This is a genomic window from Serratia sp. Res13-Sevr-LER1-36-b (genome assembly GCF_015673035.1).
In the GTDB taxonomy this organism is placed as follows: Bacteria; Pseudomonadota; Gammaproteobacteria; order Enterobacterales; family Enterobacteriaceae; genus Chania; species Chania fonticola_C.
Genome location: NZ_JADACK010000007.1, coordinates 1 through 19,130 on the forward strand (window position 1 = coordinate 1; position 19,130 = coordinate 19,130).

Sequence of the window (19,130 nt, forward strand, 5' to 3'; positions counted from 1 at the left end):
AGCAGCGATTGCCGGGCCTCAGACTCACAGCAATCTGCAATTAACCAAAACGCACATCGCGCCCGTGGGGTTCATCCAGATCCTGCGCGGGGCCGATCGAAATGATCCCGTGCGGGTTGATGGTGGCATGGCTGCGATAATAGTGGTTGCGGATATGCGCCATATCGACCGTTTCGGCAATCCCTGGCATCTGGTAGATATCGCGCTGGAAGCCGTAAAGGTTGAGATAGTCGCTTATGCGGCGTTGGTCGCATTTGAAATGAGTGACGTAGACCGGATCGAAACGGATCAGCGTGGTCCACAGGCGGAGATCGGCCTCGGTGAGTCGATCACCGGTCAGATAACGCTGTTGGCCGAGGATCTGCTCAAGCCGCTCCAATGAGGCAAACACGCCGTTCACCGCTTCGTCATAGGCTTCCTGGCTGGTAGCAAAACCGGCCTTGTACACCCCGTTGTTCACCGAATCGTAAATCCAGCCGTTGAGCGAATCGATCTTCTCACGCAGTTCTGCCGGGTAGTAATCCCCAGCCCGTGCGCCGACGGCGTCGAAAGCGCTGTTGAACATGCGAATGATATCGGCAGACTCATTGCTGACGATGGTCTGTTGCTGTTTATCCCACAGCACTGGCACGGTAACGCGGCCACTGTACTGCGGATCGGCCCGTAGATAGAGCTGGTAAAGAAAATCGGAGTGATACAGCGCATCGCCGGTTGCTGCCGGGAAATCCTGGCCGAAGGTCCAGCCGTTTTCCAACATCAGCGGATGCACCACGGAAACCGAGATGATTTGCTCCAGCCCCTTCAATTTGCGCATCAGCAGGGTACGGTGTGCCCAAGGGCAAGCCAGGGAAACATACAGATGGTAGCGATCTTGCTCGGCCTTGAAACCTGCTTTGCCATGCTCTCCCGCAGCGCCATCTGGGGTGACCCAATTGCGAAACTGAGAGGTTGAACGCTTGAAACGGCCCCCGGTGGATTTGGTGTCATACCAGGTGTCTTGCCAAACGCCATCAACGAGTTGTCCCATGAGATCCTCCAAAATATCCGAGAGTGAAAGTCAAAAGGCCCGGCATGAAGAGCCGAGCCTTTATACCCGTCGTCTTTCAAGCTGTAGCTTGAAATCCGTAGTGTATGCTTTATAAGCTTACCACTTTTTGTTCAAAATGCGGTCAATGCTGAAGCCGCCAGGGCCTGCAACCGCCAGTACGATGAAGCCACCGGCAATGGTCAGGTTTTTCATAAACATCAGCTGGTTCACGCCTTCGGCAAAGTTGGTGTGGAACAGCAGCGCGGTCAGGATGGTGAAACCGGCAGTGAACAGCGCCACGGTACGGGTCAGGAAGCCGAACAGAATTGCCAGGCCACCGCCGAACTCCAGCAGGATGGTCAGTGGCAGCAAGAAGCCAGGTACGCCCATCGACTGCATGTATTGTTGGGTGCCAGCATAGGCATCACCCATTTTGCCGTAGCCTGCAACGATAAACAGGATTGGCATCAGAATACGAGCAACCAGCAAACCTGCATCTTCTAATTTCTTCATCATTAACTCCAAAAAGTGTTGTTGCTTGCCAATCTTGGCATTGGTACCGCCAGGGGGGCTTTAGCCGCCATGTCCGGTTGATGGAGTGAATGTTAGACGGGAATGCTGCGGGTTGTTAGCAAGTAAAACTGTCGTAATTTTTCAAAAAATCTGAATATTAAAAAATCTATAAAAGTAGTTATAAATCATTCAATTAACGATTAATAAGATGTGTTTGGATAAAATCCATGCAAATAAAAGGGATTACCAACGGGATAATTGAACTTGTTACAGCGCGGTTATTTTTTGGGAAGGGCGTTACGGATCAGACGAACGGTGCCCCAGACGCTGAGCGCCCGCCGTGACCAGCGGATCAACTTGCTAGGATGGCGTATGCCGTACAGCGCGATCACGCTGGAACCGATAGCCATATATTTACGCAGCCCATACAAGGTCTGCCAACTGCGATCGAAGGATTCGGTTTTTTGTAGCCACTGGCTTTTGTTGGCGGCCAGATCCAGGCGTTGCTGCTGGATCTGCCGGATGAGTTGCTCTTTTCTGCGTTCACGGTACTGGCGGTGATTCATGTTTCTCCTCCAGTTCAGCACGATCGAGTTCCAGTTGCTGACGTGTTGCCCCTAACAGTGTCGAACGGCGAGCCTTGGACAGGGTCCAGACGATGCCCACAACGGCCAGGAACAGCAGAACGGCGGTAGTCGTACCCAACGCCATCAGGCGATAAGCGGGGTCGATGGCCCAGAAGATGAGGATTAACAGGCTCATCAGGCCGAAGGCGGTAAACAGCAGGGTAAGCCCCGCCATCATCAGCAACTGAATGAGGTTGGCTTTCTCCTCTTCCAGCTCGATAACGGCCAGACGCACCCGGGTTTCCACCATGCCGACCATAATGGTGACAATCCGTTGGGCTATATCCAGGACCCCTTTACCGGGGCCCTGTGCGCGCGTTTGCGGCTGCTCTGCCATAATCAGCGGCGCGCGAGCAGAACGCCTAACACCACGCCAACCGCGGCGCCGATACCGATACCGGTCCACGGGTTTTCACGCACGTAATCATCGGCCTGGCCAGCCATCTGCTTGGTTTGGTGAGCCAGTTTGTCACCGGCATCGCTCAGACGGGCACGGGTTTCTTTCAGTGCGCCTTCTGCTTTGGAGCGCAGTTTGTCCAGTTCAGCTTTAGGTTTATCGGTGGAAGAGTTCAGCACTTCTTCCAGCGTATCGGCCAAGGACTTCAGTTCAGCGCGTAAATTTTCTGCATGTGAATCATGTGCCATTTCGATAACTCCTTAACATTAACTTCGACAGACTTTTAACATAGCGGATTTATTCACTTAAGCAAAGGGCTTATCCCCGGTGGATATCACTAACCAATGTCATTATCGGTTGGTAAAATCCCGCCAGATGGGGCTCTTAGCGATAAATCCGCTAATATAAAAAATTATTCGGCCTGCGCGGCTTTCAGCTCTGCCTGGGCTTCTGCCAGCTTTCTCTGCTTGTTGGCGATTTTATCTGCCTTGCCGGTTTCCTGAGCCTCTTTCAGCTCCTGCTCACGCTCGGCCACTTTCTCCTGCTTATCAGCAATCTTCTTCTGGCGATCGGCTTGTAAACCGGCCTCGGTGCAGTGGGTCTGTACTTCGCTCAGGGCTTTCTGCAGGCCTGCCACGCGGTGGCTGTTGCCGTGCTTAGTGGCATAATCGATCTGGGTCTGGATCTCCTGGGCTTTGCTGGCACAAGTCTCTACCGCTGCCTGTGAAAGCGCAGAAAAAGTGAACAGGGGGATGGCCAGTAACAATGTGTGGCGTAATTTCATGATTTCAATTCCTTAATGCTGGGAGATAACAAGGATGCTCCCGGTTTCCTGCTGCCCAAGGGGCAGTGCGACAGGTGGCCTACGCGGCTGACCCATGCAGACAATCAGCATAGTCACAAATTGCGTAGAACCCCAAATGTAGGGGCGCTGCATGCTGCGCCCGATTAGCCGGATGTAACGACAGCTAAGATAATCCCTTAAATGGGAAAGGGATTATCCCAGATTAAGTGGCACGCGTGCAAATTTACGCACCCAGCGGCCGGGGAGAGGAGACTCGTTCAGGGCAATGGTATAACCGGGGGGCAGGATGTTTTCCAGGGCTTCACGGGCCAGCAGTTGCTGCTCAGGGGAGTCCAGGCGGATCACCAGGCCATCGCCCTCCGGCGTAATGCTTTTGATGCGGATACCGCGTTCATCCAGGCGCTGATAGACGTAAAAACCATCTGGCAACGATAAGCCCTGCTGAACCACGTGGATACGCAGCTCGTTTTCCGTACGTAAAATGTATGGCGCCAGCACGGCGGCCAATGCCAGCAATAGCAATGAAAGCATCAGCGCGTATTGCCAGCGTGGGCGTTGGGTTCTCACGCGTCTTTCCCTGCACGGTCGGCGCGCTTTTTGCGCCACAGCACCACTAGCGAACCGACCAGCCCGGCGACCAGTAGCACTAGTGGCAGCATCATCAGGCCGAACATCAACTGGTCTTCATACTTGCGGAACACTGGGGTTTTCCCGAGGGCAAAACCGACTGATACCAGGATCAGAACCCACAGCAGGCCGCTCATCCAGTTAAAGAACTGGAAGCGTGCGTTGCTCAAACCGGACAACCCGGCAATGGTAGGCAACAGCGTACGGACGAAAGCCAGGAAACGGCCAACCAGCAGGGCCGACAGGCCATGGCGGTGGAACAACTGGTGGGCACGCTGATGGTAATGGGCCGGTAGATGAGCTAGCCAGCCCTGTACCGTAGGCGTATTGCCTAGCCATCGGCCTTGTATGTAGCTAACCCAGCACCCCAGGCTGGCTGCGGTGGTCAGGATAAGAATGGTCACCGGGAAATTCATGGTGCCTTTGGCGACCAGGACGCCGACCAGGATCAGCAGGCTATCACCCGGTAGGAAGGCGGCGGGCAGCAGGCCATTTTCCAGAAATAAGATCATAAACAGCAAGACGTACAGCGTCCAGACCAACGAGGGGTTGGCCAGCGTTTCAAAGTCTTGCTGCCATAAGGCATCCAACAGTTGCTTAATGATATCCATCCGGTGTTCCTAAAAACGTCATTGTTATTTTCGTTCAGCGGCTGGGGGCGGTAAGCTCGCGGAGGGCCCTGGCTGCTGAAGATGATGATCGGTGTTGCTTTATTCTTTGGTTCTATACCCGTCGTCTTTCAAGTTGCAGCGTTGTTATCTGCACTTGCTGCAACTTGAAATCCATAGGGTAAAACGGGGCGACACCGGATCATGAGTGATACGTTAGCGAGCCACGGTAAAGTATATTGCTCTCTTTCCAACCCCCGAGCCTGCTTTGTTGCTGCGGGAAGTTCAGCGTCCAATTGACCTGCCGCAACCGGTTAGGGGCTGGGTTATCTGCCTGCGGTTGTGGCCACAGGCGGTAGCCCAGATCCGTTGCTAAAGTATAGGCCGGAACCGATTGGGACGGGGCCTGCAACGAGCTGGGATAGGAATGCATCCGGGGCAAAGACAGCAGTAGTTTGCTGAGGGGCTTGCGGCGGAGTTCACTGTGCGGACGGTAATCCTGATCGTAGGGGGAAACCACATGCTCATCAAATAATGCTTGAGCACTTAACGCGGAGGCTAAGGCTGCGGTTTGTGCTGCATAGAGCTTTGGGCCGGAGACCGAACCGGTCCAGCAGGAAAGAGCAATAAGCATGGCAAACAACCAGCGCATGTATTCGCGTTCCACCCCAAAGTCAGTCGATAAAAAAGTGGGCTAACTCTACCAAAATAGCACGATTGGCAACAGGGAAATCTACGTGGACGCTGGGGAAATATCGCGCAGTGGGCGGCTGTACCGGGATCGATTCAGCCGTTTTTACAATACCTGACATTCGGTGCGATTTCTTGACGCCAAAACCCTATTTGGTGGTGCTGGCCATGTTATCCAAATGGATCACCGGATTCTCGGCAAACAGGTAGCGATCGGCGTTGTATTCGAAATCGTCGGTGGTGGCATTGAACAGCATCTGCTTGGTGTTTTCCAGATGTTGCCACATGGCCAGTTTGGCACCGTGAGGATCTTTACGTATTAGCGCTTTAAGGATCTCATCGTGATCGTCGCACCAACTGGCAATGGAACGCTCATCGATATGTTCGTGCAGTTTGATCCAGTAAGGGTTGCTGACACGCTGAGCCCACATTTTTTCCACTATGGTGGCCATGGCGGTATTCTGAGTCGCCAGCGCCACCTGAACGTGGAATTTGAGATCCCACTGCGAATCGCGGAAGCGATCCTCTTTGCGCGCCTGCTCCTGGATCTCCATCAGTTGGACGATATCCTGCTTGGTCACCTGGGTGGCGGCGAACTCGGCGATGTTACTTTCGATCAACTGGCGTGCCTGTAGCAGTTCAAAAGGCCCAGAGGTAGCGAATTCGAGGCTTTCACCCGGTACTACCAGGTGCTTCTGCTGGTTGGAGATCACATGGATGCCCGAGCCTTTGCGCACTTCGACGTAACCTTCCACCTCCAGCATGATGATCGCCTCACGCACCACGGTGCGGCTAACGTTCATCTCTTCTGCAATATAACGCTCGGCTGGCAGTTTCTCACCGACCGGGTAGACCCCGCCCTCAATGCGCCGTTTTAGCTCGGCGGCCAATTGCTGATAAAGGCGTCTGGTTTCAGTGAATTCCATAGTGAATACTCGGTGGTAGAAGGGCGTGATGCCATAGGACCTGTTATACCACTTATCCGTTGTAGCTGCTAGCGAGTCAGATGCGAAAAGCCCGGCACAAAGGCCGGGCTGTGGGGGTTAGCTGCTGGCATCTGCCGTTTGTAATCGCTCCTGTTCCAGCTCGGAAACCGGCTTGTTTTGCAGCACGGTCCAGATCACGATGGCGGCCAGGATATCGAACACCGACAGGGCGGCGAACAGCGGGCTGAAGCCCATGGTGTCAGCCAATGCGCCGACCACCAGAGCGAACATGGTGCTCGCCGTCCAGGCGGCCATCCCAGTCAGCCCATTGGCGGTAGCGACTTCGTTGCGGCCAAAGACGTCCGACGACAGGGTAATCAGCGCACCGGACAGTGCCTGGTGGGCAAAGCCCCCGATGCACAGTAAGGCAATGGCGACATAAGGGCTGGTGAACAAGCCGATCATGCCTGGGCCGATCATCAACACTGCGCCCAGGGTGACCACCAGTTTGCGTGAGACGATCAGGTTGACGCCGAAATGCTTTTGGAAGAATGGCGGCAGATAGCCACCCAGGATGCAGCCGAAATCGGCGAACAGCATCGGCATCCAGGCGAACATGGCAATTTCTTTCAGGTTAAAGCCGTAAGCCTTGAACATAAACAGCGGGATCCAGGCGTTGAAGGTTCCCCAGGCGGGTTCTGCCAGGAAACGCGGCAGCGCTATACCCCAGAACTGGCGGTTACGCAGGATCTGCCAGGCGGACATCTTCTTGGCGTTGCTGGTCTGGTGGTGCGCTTCCTGCCCATCCAGAATGTAGCTGCGTTCTTCGGTACTGAGTTTCTTCTGGTCTTTCGGGTGCTTATAGAAGATCAGCCAGCAGATGGCCCAGATCAGGCTCAAGACACCGGTAATGATAAACGCCATTTCCCAGCTGTGCGCCACAATCGCCCAGACCACCAACGGAGGAGCGAGCATCGCGCCCACCGAGGAACCGACGTTAAAGTAACCCACCGCGATGGAACGCTCTTTGGCTGGGAACCATTCGCTACTGGCTTTCAGCCCGGCAGGGATCATCGCTGCTTCGGCCATACCGACCGCACCACGGGCCATCGCCAGACCGACCCAGCTGTTGGCCAGCGCGGTGCCCATACAGAAGATGGCCCACAGGATGGCAAACATCGCATAGCCGATTTTAGTGCCGAGCACGTCAAGGATATAACCTGCAACGGGCTGCATCAGGGTATAGCAGGCTGAATAGGCGGCAACAATATAGGAATACTGTTGGGTCGTGATCCCCAGTGAACCTTCCAGCGAGGGGGCTGCGACGGACATCGCATTGCGGGTCAGATAACCGAGCACGGTGCCGATAGTCACCAGGCCGATCATATACCAGCGTAAGCCTTTAATTTTACGCATCCCAAATCTCTCCCAGTCTAAAAATTTCGGCCACCGGCAAGCCTGTGGCGGTCATGGTGGTGATTCCCTTTCATCTGGTTGCCGGTATTCCGCTTACCGACGCCGTCCTGCGCATTGCCATTGAACCGTGGTTATAAACCAGTAGCAGGGTGGCGAGAAGATAACTTGTCATACAGATTTAAAAGTTGAGTGATATCACAAAAACCATTATTTTTTTAAGTGATAATGCTTGTCATCATAAGGCATTGGTTTAATGAGAGTCGTCTGGATAGGCGCTTGGAGGCCGTAATGATGGGTTAACCAAGGTAAAATTTCGCTAGACTCTACGATAAATTGGTGTGATAACTTTGCAAAAGTTGACAGCAAGGCTAGCCAGGAAAAAGGTGAGGAACCCATATGGCCACGTTTTTGAGCGATGATTTCTTGTTAGACAGTGAATTTGCCCGCCGCCTGTATCACGACTATGCAGCGGATCAGCCTATTTTCGACTATCACTGCCATTTGCCACCGCAACAGATTGCCGAAAATACTCGTTTTAAGAACATGTACGATATCTGGCTGAAGGGCGATCACTATAAGTGGCGCGCGATGCGCACCAACGGCGTGGCTGAACGCCTGTGTACCGGCGATGCCTCTGACCGTGAAAAATTTGATGCCTGGGCGGCAACGGTGCCGCATACCATCGGCAACCCGCTGTATCACTGGACGCACCTGGAACTGCGCCGTCCGTTTGGCATCACCGGCAAGCTGCTCTCCCCGACTACCGCAGATGAAATCTGGCAGCGCGGCAATGAACTGCTGTCGCAGGAGGCTTTCAGCGCTCGCGGCATCATGAAACAGATGAAGGTGAAAATGGTGGGCACCACCGACGATCCGATCGACGATCTGCGCCACCATCAAACCATCGCCGCCGACAGCAGCTTCGATATCAAAGTATTACCAAGCTGGCGCCCAGATAAGGCCTTCAATATTGAAGCCGCTGGGTTTAATGACTATATGCAACAGCTGGAAGCCGCCGCAGATACTTCCATCAACCGCTTCAGCGATTTGTGCGATGCGCTGAAAAAACGCCTGGATCACTTTGCCGCTCACGGTTGTAAGGTTTCCGATCACGCGTTAGACGTGGTGATGTACGGCGAGGCCGATGAGGCCACGTTAGACAAGATCCTGGCCCAGCGCCTGCGCGGGGAGCTGCCAACTCCACAGCAGGTTGCCCAGTTCAAGACCGCCGTCCTGCTGTTCCTGGCTGCTGAATACCAGCGCCGCGAATGGGTGCAGCAATACCACATCGGTGCACTGCGTAATAACAATAGCCGGATGTTCACGACTATCGGCCCAGACATTGGCTTCGATTCTATTAACGATCAGCCGGTAGCCGAATCCCTGTCTCGCCTGCTGGATGCTCAGGCCAAGCAGGGTGCGCTGCCGAAGACCATTCTTTACTGCCTGAACCCACGGGATAACGAAGTGATCGGCACCATGGTCGGCAACTTCCAGGGCGAAGGTACGCCGGGCAAGATCCAATTTGGTTCAGGCTGGTGGTTTAACGATCAGAAAGACGGTATGCAGCGCCAGATGACGCAGTTGGCACAGCTTGGGTTACTTAGCCGTTTTGTGGGCATGTTGACCGACAGCCGCAGCTTCCTTTCCTACACGCGTCACGAATACTTCCGTCGCATCCTGTGCCAGATGATTGGCCGTTGGGTGGAAGATGGCGAAGCACCGGCGGATATTGCGTTGCTGGGTGAGATGGTGAAAAACATCTGCTTCGACAATGCCAAACACTATTTTGCTATCGAATTAGCGTAGTTACAGCTCGAGGTTGGTTTATGCAAAGCATCATAAAGATCCATGCAAAAGATAATGTGGCGGTCGCACTGTGTGATTTGGCAGCTGGTGACCAGCCTGTCTGGGAAGGGCAGGCGATCGCACTGGCGCAGGACGTTGCTCGGGGGCACAAGTTTGCCCTTGAACCGATCGCTGCCGGTGAGATGATCGTCAAGTACGGCTTGCCGATCGGCTATGCGCTGGTGGCCATCGCAGCGGGCGAACATATCCATTCGCAAAATGCCAAAACCAACCTGAGCGATCTCGACAGCTATCAGTATCAACCGGATTTCCAGACCTTACCGGCGCAGGCGGCAGATCGTGAGGTACAGATTTACCGCCGCAGCAACGGTGAGGTAGGGATCCGCAACGAACTGTGGATCATCCCAACCGTGGGCTGTGTGAACGGCATCGCCCGTCAGATCCTGCAACGTTTTCTGAAGGAAACCGGGGAAGCAGAGGGGATCGACGGCGTGCATCTTTTCAGCCACCCCTTCGGCTGCTCACAGCTCGGCCAGGATCATGAAAATACCCGCACCATGCTGCAAAATATGGTGCGTCACCCCAATGCCGGTGCGGTTCTGGTGATTGGCCTGGGCTGTGAGAACAACCAGGTGGATGCTTTCCGCAGCACCTTGGGTGAGTTTGATGAACAGCGCGTGCGTTTTATGGTCTGCCAGCAACAGGATGATGAAGTTGCCGACGGATTGGCACATTTACATGAATTATACCAGATTATGCGCGACGATAGGCGCCAGCCGGGCAAGCTCAGCGAGCTGAAGTTTGGCCTGGAATGTGGGGGATCGGACGGTTTATCGGGGATCACAGCCAACCCGTTATTGGGCTGCTTCTCGGATTATGTGATAGCCAACGGCGGCACCACGGTGCTGACCGAAGTGCCAGAAATGTTTGGTGCCGAGCGCATTCTGATGAGCCGCTGCCGCGATGAAGACACCTTTGAAAAAACCGTCAGCATGGTCAACGACTTCAAACAGTATTTTATTGCCCACGACCAACCGATTTACGAGAACCCTTCACCGGGCAACAAGGCTGGAGGCATCACCACGTTAGAAGAGAAATCTCTGGGTTGCACCCAAAAAGCCGGGCAGAGCCAGGTGGTGGACGTGTTGAAATACGGTGAGCGTCTGCGTCTGCCGGGGCTTAACCTGCTGAGTGCGCCGGGCAATGATGCGGTCGCTACCAGCGCGCTGGCGGGAGCCGGGTGCCATATGGTGCTGTTCAGCACCGGGCGGGGGACACCTTACGGTGGCTTTGTGCCAACGGTGAAGCTGGCGACCAACTCGGAGCTGGCGGCGAAGAAACCGCACTGGATCGATTTTGACGCAGGCCGCCTGATCCACGGCTTGCCGATGGCGCAGATGCTGGAGCAGTTTGTCGATCTGATCGTGGACATTGCCGATGGCGCTCCGGCGCGTAATGAAGTGAATGATTTCCGCGAGTTGGCGATCTTTAAAAGCGGTGTCACGTTGTAAAGCCTAGCTGGCGGGAGTAGCATAAAAACAGCGTTTTGTTTTAAACGCCTTGCTACTTCCGCCCCAGGATCTCCCTAATGACGTTTTATTGGTTTGCGCAGTCCGTTGGCGTGCTGGCTTTTTTGGTAGGCATCACCAGCTTCTTTAATCGTGATGACCAGCGTTTCAAACTGCAGCTGTCGGGCTACAGCCTGATTATCGGCATCCACTTTATCCTGATGGGGGCGAATGCTGCAGGGAGTAGCGCTCTGCTTAGTGCCTGCCGCAACCTGGTCTCGATGAAGACTCGCAGCCTATGGGTGATGTGGATCTTCATCTGCCTCACGCTCATCATCGGTTTATCCCGCTTTCACCACTGGATCGAAATACTCCCGATCTGCGGTACAACCGTCAGCACCTGGGCGTTGTTCCGCACCCGCGGTTTGACCACCCGCTGCGTAATGTGGTGCTCAACGGCCTGCTGGGTTACCCACAACATCTGGCTTGGCTCGATCGGGGGCTCGCTGATTGAAGGCAGTTTCCTGCTGATGAACGGTTTCAACATTATCCGTTTCCGCCGCCTGCAACTGCGCGGCATCGATCCTTTTGCGGTCGAAAAAAAGGCGCCCGTTTCAGAGGGGCGCCAGCCAGTTAAGCAATAAAGTGCAGGTTGCTGAGATTTCCTCCATTCTTCCAACAGAGCAGAGACTCTCAGCTCCCTCTCCCTGTGGGAGAGGGTTGGGGTGAGGGGACTTAACGAACTTTCAGCGGATCTTCATTGGCCAGACGCTGGTCTTCCGCCTGACAGGCTGCTGCGGTAAACAGCACGTCGGTGGAGGAGTTGAGCGCGGTTTCAGCCGAGTCCTGCAGTACGCCGATGATAAAGCCGACGGCAACGACCTGCATCGCAATTTCGTTAGGAATACCGAACATGTTACAAGCCAGCGGGATCAGCAACAGTGAACCACCGGCCACGCCGGAAGCCCCACAGGCGCAGATCGCAGCAACCACGCTCAGCAGCAGTGCTGTCGGCACATCGACAGGAATGCCCAGCGTATTAACCGCCGCCAGCGTCAGCACGGTGATGGTGATTGCGGCACCAGCCATGTTGATGGTCGCCCCTAACGGGATGGAAACCGAATAAGTATCTTCGTTCAGATTCAGCTTTCTGCTCAGTTCCATATTCACCGGAATGTTGGCTGCGGAGCTGCGGGTAAAGAAGGCGGTAACGCCGCTTTCGCGCAGGCAGGTGAACACCAGTGGATAAGGATTACGGCGGATCTTCCAGTAGACGATCAGCGGGTTCAGTACCAGCGCCACCAGCAGCATACAGCCGATCAGCACGAACAGCAGTTGGGCATAGCCCCACAGCGCGCTAAAGCCGGTATCGGCCAGGGTTGACGCCACTAGGCCAAAGATACCCAGCGGCGCAAAGCGGATCACCGCACGAACCACCATGGTCACGGCATGGGACATGTCGGTAATTAGCGATTTGGTGGTATCAGAGGCATGACGCAGTGCCAGCCCCAACCCCACGGCCCAGGCCAGGATGCCGATATAGTTGGCGTTGATCAGCGCATGGAATGGGTTCGCCACCACGCTCATCAGCAAACCTTTGAGCACTTCAACGATGCCACCCGGCGGGTTGATGTCGGTGGTGCCCACGGCCAGCGCCAGCGTGGAAGGGAAAATAAAGCTGATCACCACGGCGGTAAGCGCGGCGGCAAAGGTACCCAGTAGATAGAGGAACAGGATGGGGCGGATATTGGTTTTCTGGCCCTGCTTATGGTTGGCAATGGAGGCCATGACCAACACCAGTACCAGCAGCGGTGCCACCGCCTTCAGCGCGCCAACGAACAACGAGCCGAGCAGGCCAACGGCTGCTGCAGCAGCTGGCGAAACCAGTGCCACCACAATGCCCGCTACCAGGCCGATCAATATTTGTTTAACCAGGCTGCCCTGAGTGATGCGTAGTAATAGTTTATTCATGATGCGCTTGCGTTTCCGCTCCCTGAGAATGTGATGTACAGATTGCTGCGCCTCGGCTGAAACGTGGCCGGGCAACTTATCGTCATATCTGTAACTAAGTATGTTTGCTATGCCAGTATTCAGTAAACGGGGGATCTTGAAAAGGGGAGATGATGAAATTACCTGCATGGATCAATGATTGATAACATGCTGTTTACATTTGTGTGATCGTCATAACATTTGGCGTTTATGGCTATTTGCCAAATAATCGCGGGGCGTCTAGCGCCCCGGATAACAGATTATGGTGGCCAACCTCAACCGACCCCGGCCAATGGCTGCTGGGCCCCAAGGCTGGCGACAAAGTCTTGCAGTAACAGCTGGCTGAATGGCGTATCGCTAACCTGTTGTTGTTTAAGTTGATAAATTTTCTGCTTGGCCGGTTCCAACTCGCTGAGCCAGCTCAGGTAGCGCTGCATGATCGCCCCGTTAAATTCCGGGTGGAACTGGGTGGTCAGGGCGTTATCGCCGTAACGCAGGATTTGGCAGGCGTCCTGTTGCGAGCGGGCAAGTACTTCAGCCCCTGGCGGCGGCGTTAATACGCTTTGCGCATGGATCAGGTTCACGTTGAAGCGCGCAGGCAGGGAAGCCAGACGCTTATCTGAGCGGGCAGTGGGTAATAACTCGATCTCGAGAGTGCCAACCTCCATGCCCTGCGGGTGGTAGCCCACCTCACCGCCCAGCGCATAAGCCAGAAGCTGGTGGCCATAGCACACGCCAAAGATGGGCAGATTGATTTGTATTGCCTGGCGTAACCATTCTGCTGCGCGTTCGCTCCAGGGAAGCCGTTCGGTCACCATAGCTGCTGAGCCGGTGATCACCACTCCGCAGTAATCTTCTGGGGGCAACGGTGTCTCACCGGCTAGGACGTGCACGATATGCACGCGATCTGCATCGATATTCCCTTGTTTTAGGAACATTTGCTCAAAATTGGCCTGCTCCTGCTGGATCATCTGCGGGGCATCACCGGTTTGCATCAACAACAGCGGTTTCATTTTATTCTCCGTCAGCGGGAAACACTACGCCGGTCTGACGGCGGATCTCCGTCAGCAGGCTGGCGACGATCAGGGAATTTTCCAGGCCCTCATGCTCGACCTGCCGTTTTTCTACCAGTTCGGCAAACACTTGCGCTTCATACAGCATGGTATTGATGTGTTGCGGCTGGGTCAGTACCTGGCTATTTTCACCGCGAGGCGTCAGCACCACGCCTTGGGCTTCGGAGATTTTTTCGATCACCAGCGTGCCCTCTTCGCCCTGGATCTCACTCGGAATGTCCGAGTTGCTGACCTTGGAATGGCTGATCACCACGTCAAAGTCACCATAGTTCAGGCACACGCTGCCGTGGGCATCTACCCCGGTATCAAGCAATGTTGCGCTAGCCAATACCGACTGCGGTGCACCAAACAGTGCCACGGTGCTGGCCACGCAGTAATAGCCAATGTCCATGATCGAACCGTTGGAAAAGTGCGGGTTGAAGGTGTTCGGGTTTTCACCGGCCAGGTAACGGGGATAGCGGGAGGAGTATTGGCAATAGTTGATAAATGCCTTACGCAGTTTGCCAATCTTCGGCAATGCCTGTTGCAGGATAAGAAAATTGGGCAAGTGGGCGCTTTTGAACGCTTCAAACAGTACCACCTGATGTTCCCGTGCGCAGGCCACCAACTGTTCCACTTCGCGCAGATTTGACGCCAGCGGCTTCTCGCAAATCACATGCTTTTTATGGCTCAGGAATAGCAGAGATTGTTGGCAGTGCAGAGAGTTGGGGCTGGCAATATACACCGCATCAATCACGTCGGATTGCGCCAGCGCTTCCAGCGAGTCAAAGAAGTGTTCGACCGGATAGTTGGCGCCAAAGGCCTGCGCCTGTTCGAGCTTACGCGAATAGATGGCGGTCAGCCTCATCTTGCCGCTTTCGTGAGCCGCATCGATAAAACGTTCGGTGATCCAGTTGGTGCCGACAACAGCAAAGCGAATCATGGGTGACTCCAGTTTCCACAGGAAGATAGCTCAAGGAACCAGATTATCACGCCGCAGAGAATAGGCGAATATTTGCTTAAAAAGGCTTATTACTCATAGAGTTCGCCGAATAATGAGAGATGAGTCAGATACAGACGGGTATCAAACTCCAACTGGTGATAGCTGGGTTCCATATGGCAGCACAGGCTGTAAAACGCCTTGTTGTGGTCTTTCTCTTTCAGATGCGCCAACTCGTGGACTACGATCATGCGCAGGAAAGGTTCTGGGGCGTTTTTAAACACCGTCGCCACGCGGATCTCGGCTTTGGCTTTCAGTTTGCCACCCTGCACCCGGGAAATGGCGGTATGCAGCCCCAAGGCGTGCTTCATTACCTGGATTTTGCTGTCGTAGGCCACCTTGCTCAGTGGTTGAGCATTACGCAGATACTGATTTTTCAGATCGACGGTAAACTGATAAAGCGACTTGTCGGTGGTGCAGCCATGCACCTGCGGATAGCGTTGCAACAAAACCTCGCCCAGCCGCTGTTGCTTGATGAGTTGTTGCACCTGCATTTGCAGATGATCGGGGTAGCCTTGCAGGTAGCTCAGTTCGGACATGTTATTCAGTATTCAGTGGTAAACCGGGGCGAGCATTGTATGACGTTTTCTTGCTCAAATCCCCTAATGGGCAATTAATCCCAAAAAACATTTTACTGCCGAGCGTTTTTAGGGGATAAACAGCCCAAATTTATCATTCAGGAGGGGCAATGAGCCAACTCGATCTGGGAACACAGCAACTTGAGCTGGAGCGTTATCCCCAACAGGAAGAAGCCACCCAGTTGCAGGCGTGGGAAGCGGCGGACGAATATCTGCTGCAACAGTTGGAAAATGTCGACATCGGTGAACGCCCGGTACTGATTTTCAACGACAACTTTGGCACGCTGGCCTGTGCTCTGCATGGCTATAAGCCTTATAGCATCAGCGACTCATACATGAGCCAACTGGCGACGCGCCATAACCTCAAGCTGAATGAGCTCGATGTTGAGCAGGTCACCTTGCAAGACAGCCTGGCCGAACTGCCTGCCAACCCGGCGGTGGTGTTGATCCGCATCCCGAAAGCGCTGGCGCTTCTGGAGCAGCAATTACGTGCCCTGCGTGATGTGGTGGCACCCGATACGCTGATCGTGGCCGGTGCCAAAGCGCGTGACGTGCATACCTCGACCATGCAAGTGTTTGAGCGGGTGCTTGGCCCAACTCGCACCAGCCTGGCCTGGAAAAAGGCCCGTCTGATTTATTGCCAGGTAGCTGACATCGTGCCACCGGCAGCGCCAGAAACCACCGACTGGCTGCTCGACGGCACGGACTGGCTGATCCACAACCACGCCAACGTGTTCTCACGCGGTAGCCTGGATATTGGCGCACGCCTGTTCCTGGAAAATCTGCCGAAGGATTTGCAGGGCCATATTGTCGATCTCGGCTGTGGCAACGGTATTATCGGGATGCGTGCCTTGGTGCAGAACCCGCAAGCGCAGATGACCTTCGTCGATGAGTCTTACATGGCGGTGGCTTCCAGTGAACTGAACGTGGCGCACAACCTGCCGCAAGAGATGGATCGCTGTCAGTTTGAGGTGAACAACTCGCTGGCGGGCATTGAGCGTGAAAGCCTGCAGGCGGTACTGTGCAACCCACCGTTCCACCAGCAGCATGCGATCACCGATCACACCGCCTGGCAGATGTTCTGCGATGCCAAGCGCTGCCTGCAAGTGGGGGGGGAGCTGTGGATCGTGGGCAACCGCCATCTGGATTACTACCAGAAGCTGAGGCGTTTGTTCGGCAACTGCACCACCGTGGCCTCCAACCAGAAGTTCTTGATCCTCAAAGCGGTCAAGTCTGGCGCGCGTTATTAATGTAGGGGCGCAGCATGCTGCGCCCGTCAAATCAATGGATTACAGTGCCATGGCCAGCCGCGTGCCCTGATCGATAGCGCGGCGGGCATCCAGCTCGGCAGCCACGTCGGCACCGCCAATCAGATGCACCGTTTTCCCCATCTCCAGCAGCGGCTGCTGCAATTCGCGGCGCGGCTCCTGCCCGGCACAAATCACCACCGTATCTACCGGCAAGCAGCTTTCCTGCTCGGCACGTAGGATATGCAGACCTTCGTCGTCAATACGTTGATAGTTCACGCTATTGAGCATTTTCACGCCACGTACCGCCAGGCTGGTGCGATGGATCCAACCGGTGGTTTTACCCAAGCCTTCACCTACCTTGCTGGTTTTGCGTTGCAATAGGAATATCTGGCGTGGCGAGGATGGCACTTCCGGCCCTTGGGCGCTCAGCCCCCCGCGCTGCACTAGTTGTGAATCGATCCCCCATTCGCGGTTAAACGCTGCCAGATCCAGGCTACTGGAGGTGCCATGCTGGCTGAGGTACTCGGCGACGTCGAAGCCAATTCCCCCGGCCCCAATGATGGCGACCCGTTGCCCAACCGGCTTTTTATCGCGTAAAACATCGAGATAGTTCATCACCTTGGCGTGTTCGATGCCCGCAATGGCTGGCATACGCGGTACGATGCCGCAGGCGAGTATCACCTCATCGAAATCCGCCAGATCCTGCGGTTGCACCTGCTGCCCCAGCTTCAGTTCCACTTCATTGAGCGCCAACTGACGGCGGAAATAGCGCAACGTCTGGTGAAACTCCTCCTTGCCGGGGATTTGCTTGGCGATATTGAACTGGCCACCGATCTGCTCGGCGGCATCAAACAGGGTTACCTGATGCCCGCGGCTGGCGGCGGTGGTGGCAAACGCTAACCCGGCTGGCCCTGCACCCACCACGGCCAGTTTTTTAGGCGTTGCGGTAGCGATCAATGGCATTTCAGTTTCGCGGCAGGCGCGAGGGTTGACCAGGCAGGAAGTGAGTTTGTGATCGAAAATCTGATCCAGGCAGGCCTGATTGCAGCCGATGCAGGTGTTGATTTCGTCTGCACGGCCTTCAGCGGCCTTCTGCACGAACGCCGCATCTGCCAGGAACGGGCGTGCCATGGACACCATGTCGGCACAGCCATCGGCCAAAACCTGCTCCGCCACCGCCGGATCGTTGATGCGGTTGGTGGTGATCAGCGGGATCTTCACTTTGCCCATCAGCTTGCGCGTCACCCAACTGAACCCGGCGCGCGGCACCATGGTGGCGATGGTGGGAATACGGGCTTCGTGCCAGCCGATACCGGTGTTGATCAGCGTTGCGCCAGCCTGTTCTATTGCTACGGCAAGCTGTTCAATCTCCTGCCAACTGGAACCATCCTCCACCAGATCGAGCATCGACAGGCGGTAGATCAGAATAAATTCCGGCCCGGTCGCTTCGCGCACGGCCCGCACAATCTCGACGGCGAAACGCATGCGGTTGCTGAAGCTGCCGCCCCATTGGTCGGTGCGCTGGTTGGTGCGCGAGACCAGGAACTGGTTAATCAGGTAGCCCTCAGACCCCATGACTTCCACACCGTCATAGCCAGCCTGCTGTGCCAATGCTGCGCAGTTGGCGAAGTCGGCAATGGTTTGTTCAACTTCTTGGGTAGTCAGCGCCGCTGGGCTGAATGGGTTAATCGGTGCTTGCAGTGCGGAAGGGGCGACGGGCTGTGGCTGATAGCTGTAGCGCCCGGTATGCAGGATTTGCAGGGCAATCTTGCCCCCAGCCTGATGGACAGCCTCGGTCACGATCCGGTGATGGGCAACCTGCTGCGGCTGGTTCAGGACCGATGCTCCGCGATACACCACGCCTTTCTCATTGGGAGCTATACCGCCGGTCACGATCAGGGCGACACCGGCAGCGGCCCGCTCGGCATAGAATGCCGCCATACGCTCGGGGCCATTAGGTAGTTCTTCCAGGCCGGTGTGCATCGATCCCATCAGCACCCGATTTTTCAGGGTGGTGAAGCCGAGATCCAGCGGCGCAAGCAGGTTGGGGTAAGCACTCATTGCAGTCTCCAATCGGGTTTATCGTTATAGTTATAGACGACCCTCAAGTGGTCGGATGAGATAAATTTAGCCGTTGTCGGCGTACTTGGGAAACGCGGATGTGCTGAATGTGATAGACCTCATGTTTGCAATCGGTATAAAAGATCGGCTAACATCGGCTCGCCTTATCCCTTTTCTCTCTGCGGAGCCATTACCGAAAATGAACAACCACACCTGCTGATATCTGGCCCTATACCGAGCACGCTCGT

At 55.1% G+C, this 19,130-nt stretch carries 20 protein-coding genes; 4 read left to right on the plus strand and 16 right to left on the minus strand.

Translation table 11 applies throughout. The features are described 5' to 3' along the window. Positions 1–40: 40 nt before the first annotated feature. The 11 genes from IMQ33_RS06075 to IMQ33_RS06125 all read right to left on the minus strand — a co-directional run bounded on the left by IMQ33_RS06075 (position 41) and on the right by IMQ33_RS06125 (position 7,635). Positions 41–1,027 (minus strand): glutathione S-transferase family protein, encoded by a 987-nt coding sequence (locus tag IMQ33_RS06075; protein ID WP_196061538.1) that lies wholly within the window; start codon positions 1,025–1,027, stop codon positions 41–43. Between the two features lie 117 nt (positions 1,028–1,144). After that, a complete protein-coding gene (locus IMQ33_RS06080; RefSeq protein ID WP_024528174.1) occupies positions 1,145–1,540 on the minus strand; it encodes a DoxX family protein in 396 nt (131 codons plus the stop codon). Positions 1,541–1,818: 278 nt separating this feature from the next. Then, positions 1,819–2,106 (minus strand): YqjK-like family protein, encoded by a 288-nt coding sequence (locus IMQ33_RS06085; protein WP_065684722.1) that lies wholly within the window; start codon positions 2,104–2,106, stop codon positions 1,819–1,821. Continuing rightward, positions 2,084–2,503, minus strand: coding sequence for a phage holin family protein (locus IMQ33_RS06090; protein WP_024528176.1), 420 nt, complete (start codon positions 2,501–2,503; stop codon positions 2,084–2,086). The genes IMQ33_RS06085 and IMQ33_RS06090 overlap by 23 nt, the downstream gene beginning before the upstream one ends. Positions 2,504–2,505: 2 nt before the next feature. Then, entirely contained in the window at positions 2,506–2,811 is a 306-nt protein-coding gene (locus tag IMQ33_RS06095) for a YqjD family protein (RefSeq protein WP_021180656.1), read from the minus strand. 164 nt (positions 2,812–2,975) lie between these two features. Then, positions 2,976–3,347: a DUF1090 domain-containing protein gene (locus IMQ33_RS06100; protein WP_024483094.1), complete on the minus strand. Its 372-nt coding sequence runs from the start codon at positions 3,345–3,347 to the stop codon at positions 2,976–2,978. 213 nt (positions 3,348–3,560) lie between these two features. Beyond that, entirely contained in the window at positions 3,561–3,935 is a 375-nt protein-coding gene (gene mzrA, locus IMQ33_RS06105) for an EnvZ/OmpR regulon moderator MzrA (protein WP_161711728.1), read from the minus strand. Then, positions 3,932–4,606 carry a DedA family protein gene (locus IMQ33_RS06110; RefSeq protein ID WP_098929724.1) on the minus strand — a complete coding sequence of 225 codons (675 nt, stop codon included), beginning with the start codon at positions 4,604–4,606 and terminating at the stop codon, positions 3,932–3,934. Before IMQ33_RS06110 ends, mzrA begins: the two co-directional genes overlap by 4 nt. A gap of 199 nt (positions 4,607–4,805) precedes the next feature. Beyond that, a complete protein-coding gene (locus tag IMQ33_RS06115; RefSeq protein WP_024528179.1) occupies positions 4,806–5,255 on the minus strand; it encodes a hypothetical protein in 450 nt (149 codons plus the stop codon). Between the two features lie 187 nt (positions 5,256–5,442). After that, a complete protein-coding gene (gene exuR / locus IMQ33_RS06120) occupies positions 5,443–6,219 on the minus strand; it encodes a transcriptional regulator ExuR (RefSeq protein WP_024528180.1) in 777 nt (258 codons plus the stop codon). Positions 6,220–6,336: 117 nt separating this feature from the next. Beyond that, positions 6,337–7,635, minus strand: a complete 1,299-nt coding sequence (locus IMQ33_RS06125) for an MFS transporter (protein WP_024528181.1) — start codon at positions 7,633–7,635, stop codon at positions 6,337–6,339. A 396-nt stretch (positions 7,636–8,031) separates the two neighbouring features. On the opposite strand from IMQ33_RS06125, the gene uxaC reads away from it, so the two are divergent. The 3 genes from uxaC (at position 8,032) to IMQ33_RS06140 (ending at position 11,596) form a co-directional block, all read left to right on the plus strand. Then, positions 8,032–9,444 (plus strand): glucuronate isomerase, encoded by a 1,413-nt coding sequence (uxaC, locus tag IMQ33_RS06130; RefSeq protein ID WP_161711729.1) that lies wholly within the window; start codon positions 8,032–8,034, stop codon positions 9,442–9,444. A gap of 20 nt (positions 9,445–9,464) precedes the next feature. Continuing rightward, a complete protein-coding gene (locus IMQ33_RS06135; RefSeq protein ID WP_059198971.1) occupies positions 9,465–10,955 on the plus strand; it encodes a UxaA family hydrolase in 1,491 nt (496 codons plus the stop codon). Positions 10,956–11,032: 77 nt separating this feature from the next. Next, a complete protein-coding gene (locus IMQ33_RS06140; RefSeq protein WP_065684720.1) occupies positions 11,033–11,596 on the plus strand; it encodes a YgjV family protein in 564 nt (187 codons plus the stop codon). A 91-nt stretch (positions 11,597–11,687) separates the two neighbouring features. Here the strand turns inward: IMQ33_RS06140 and sstT are convergent, their stop codons facing one another. The 4 genes from sstT to IMQ33_RS06160 all read right to left on the minus strand — a co-directional run bounded on the left by sstT (position 11,688) and on the right by IMQ33_RS06160 (position 15,532). After that, on the minus strand, positions 11,688–12,923 hold the full coding sequence (gene sstT / locus IMQ33_RS06145) for a serine/threonine transporter SstT (protein WP_065684719.1): 1,236 nt from the start codon (positions 12,921–12,923) through the stop codon (positions 11,688–11,690). 293 nt (positions 12,924–13,216) lie between these two features. Continuing rightward, on the minus strand, positions 13,217–13,954 hold the full coding sequence (locus IMQ33_RS06150) for a glutamine amidotransferase (protein ID WP_098929728.1): 738 nt from the start codon (positions 13,952–13,954) through the stop codon (positions 13,217–13,219). 1 nt (position 13,955) lies between these two features. Continuing rightward, entirely contained in the window at positions 13,956–14,936 is a 981-nt protein-coding gene (locus IMQ33_RS06155; RefSeq protein ID WP_021806930.1) for a Gfo/Idh/MocA family protein, read from the minus strand. Between the two features lie 89 nt (positions 14,937–15,025). Then, positions 15,026–15,532, minus strand: a complete 507-nt coding sequence (locus tag IMQ33_RS06160; protein ID WP_024528187.1) for a M48 family metallopeptidase — start codon at positions 15,530–15,532, stop codon at positions 15,026–15,028. Between the two features lie 149 nt (positions 15,533–15,681). Between IMQ33_RS06160 and rlmG the strand changes: the two genes are divergently transcribed. Further along, entirely contained in the window at positions 15,682–16,821 is a 1,140-nt protein-coding gene (gene rlmG, locus IMQ33_RS06165; protein WP_024483083.1) for a 23S rRNA (guanine(1835)-N(2))-methyltransferase RlmG, read from the plus strand. Between the two features lie 39 nt (positions 16,822–16,860). Here rlmG and IMQ33_RS06170 read toward each other — a convergent pair whose 3' ends face one another. Continuing rightward, the gene (locus IMQ33_RS06170; protein ID WP_196061539.1) at positions 16,861–18,882 is read right to left on the minus strand and encodes an NADPH-dependent 2,4-dienoyl-CoA reductase; all 2,022 of its coding nucleotides are present in this window, start codon (positions 18,880–18,882) and stop codon (positions 16,861–16,863) included. Positions 18,883–19,130 lie beyond the last annotated feature (248 nt).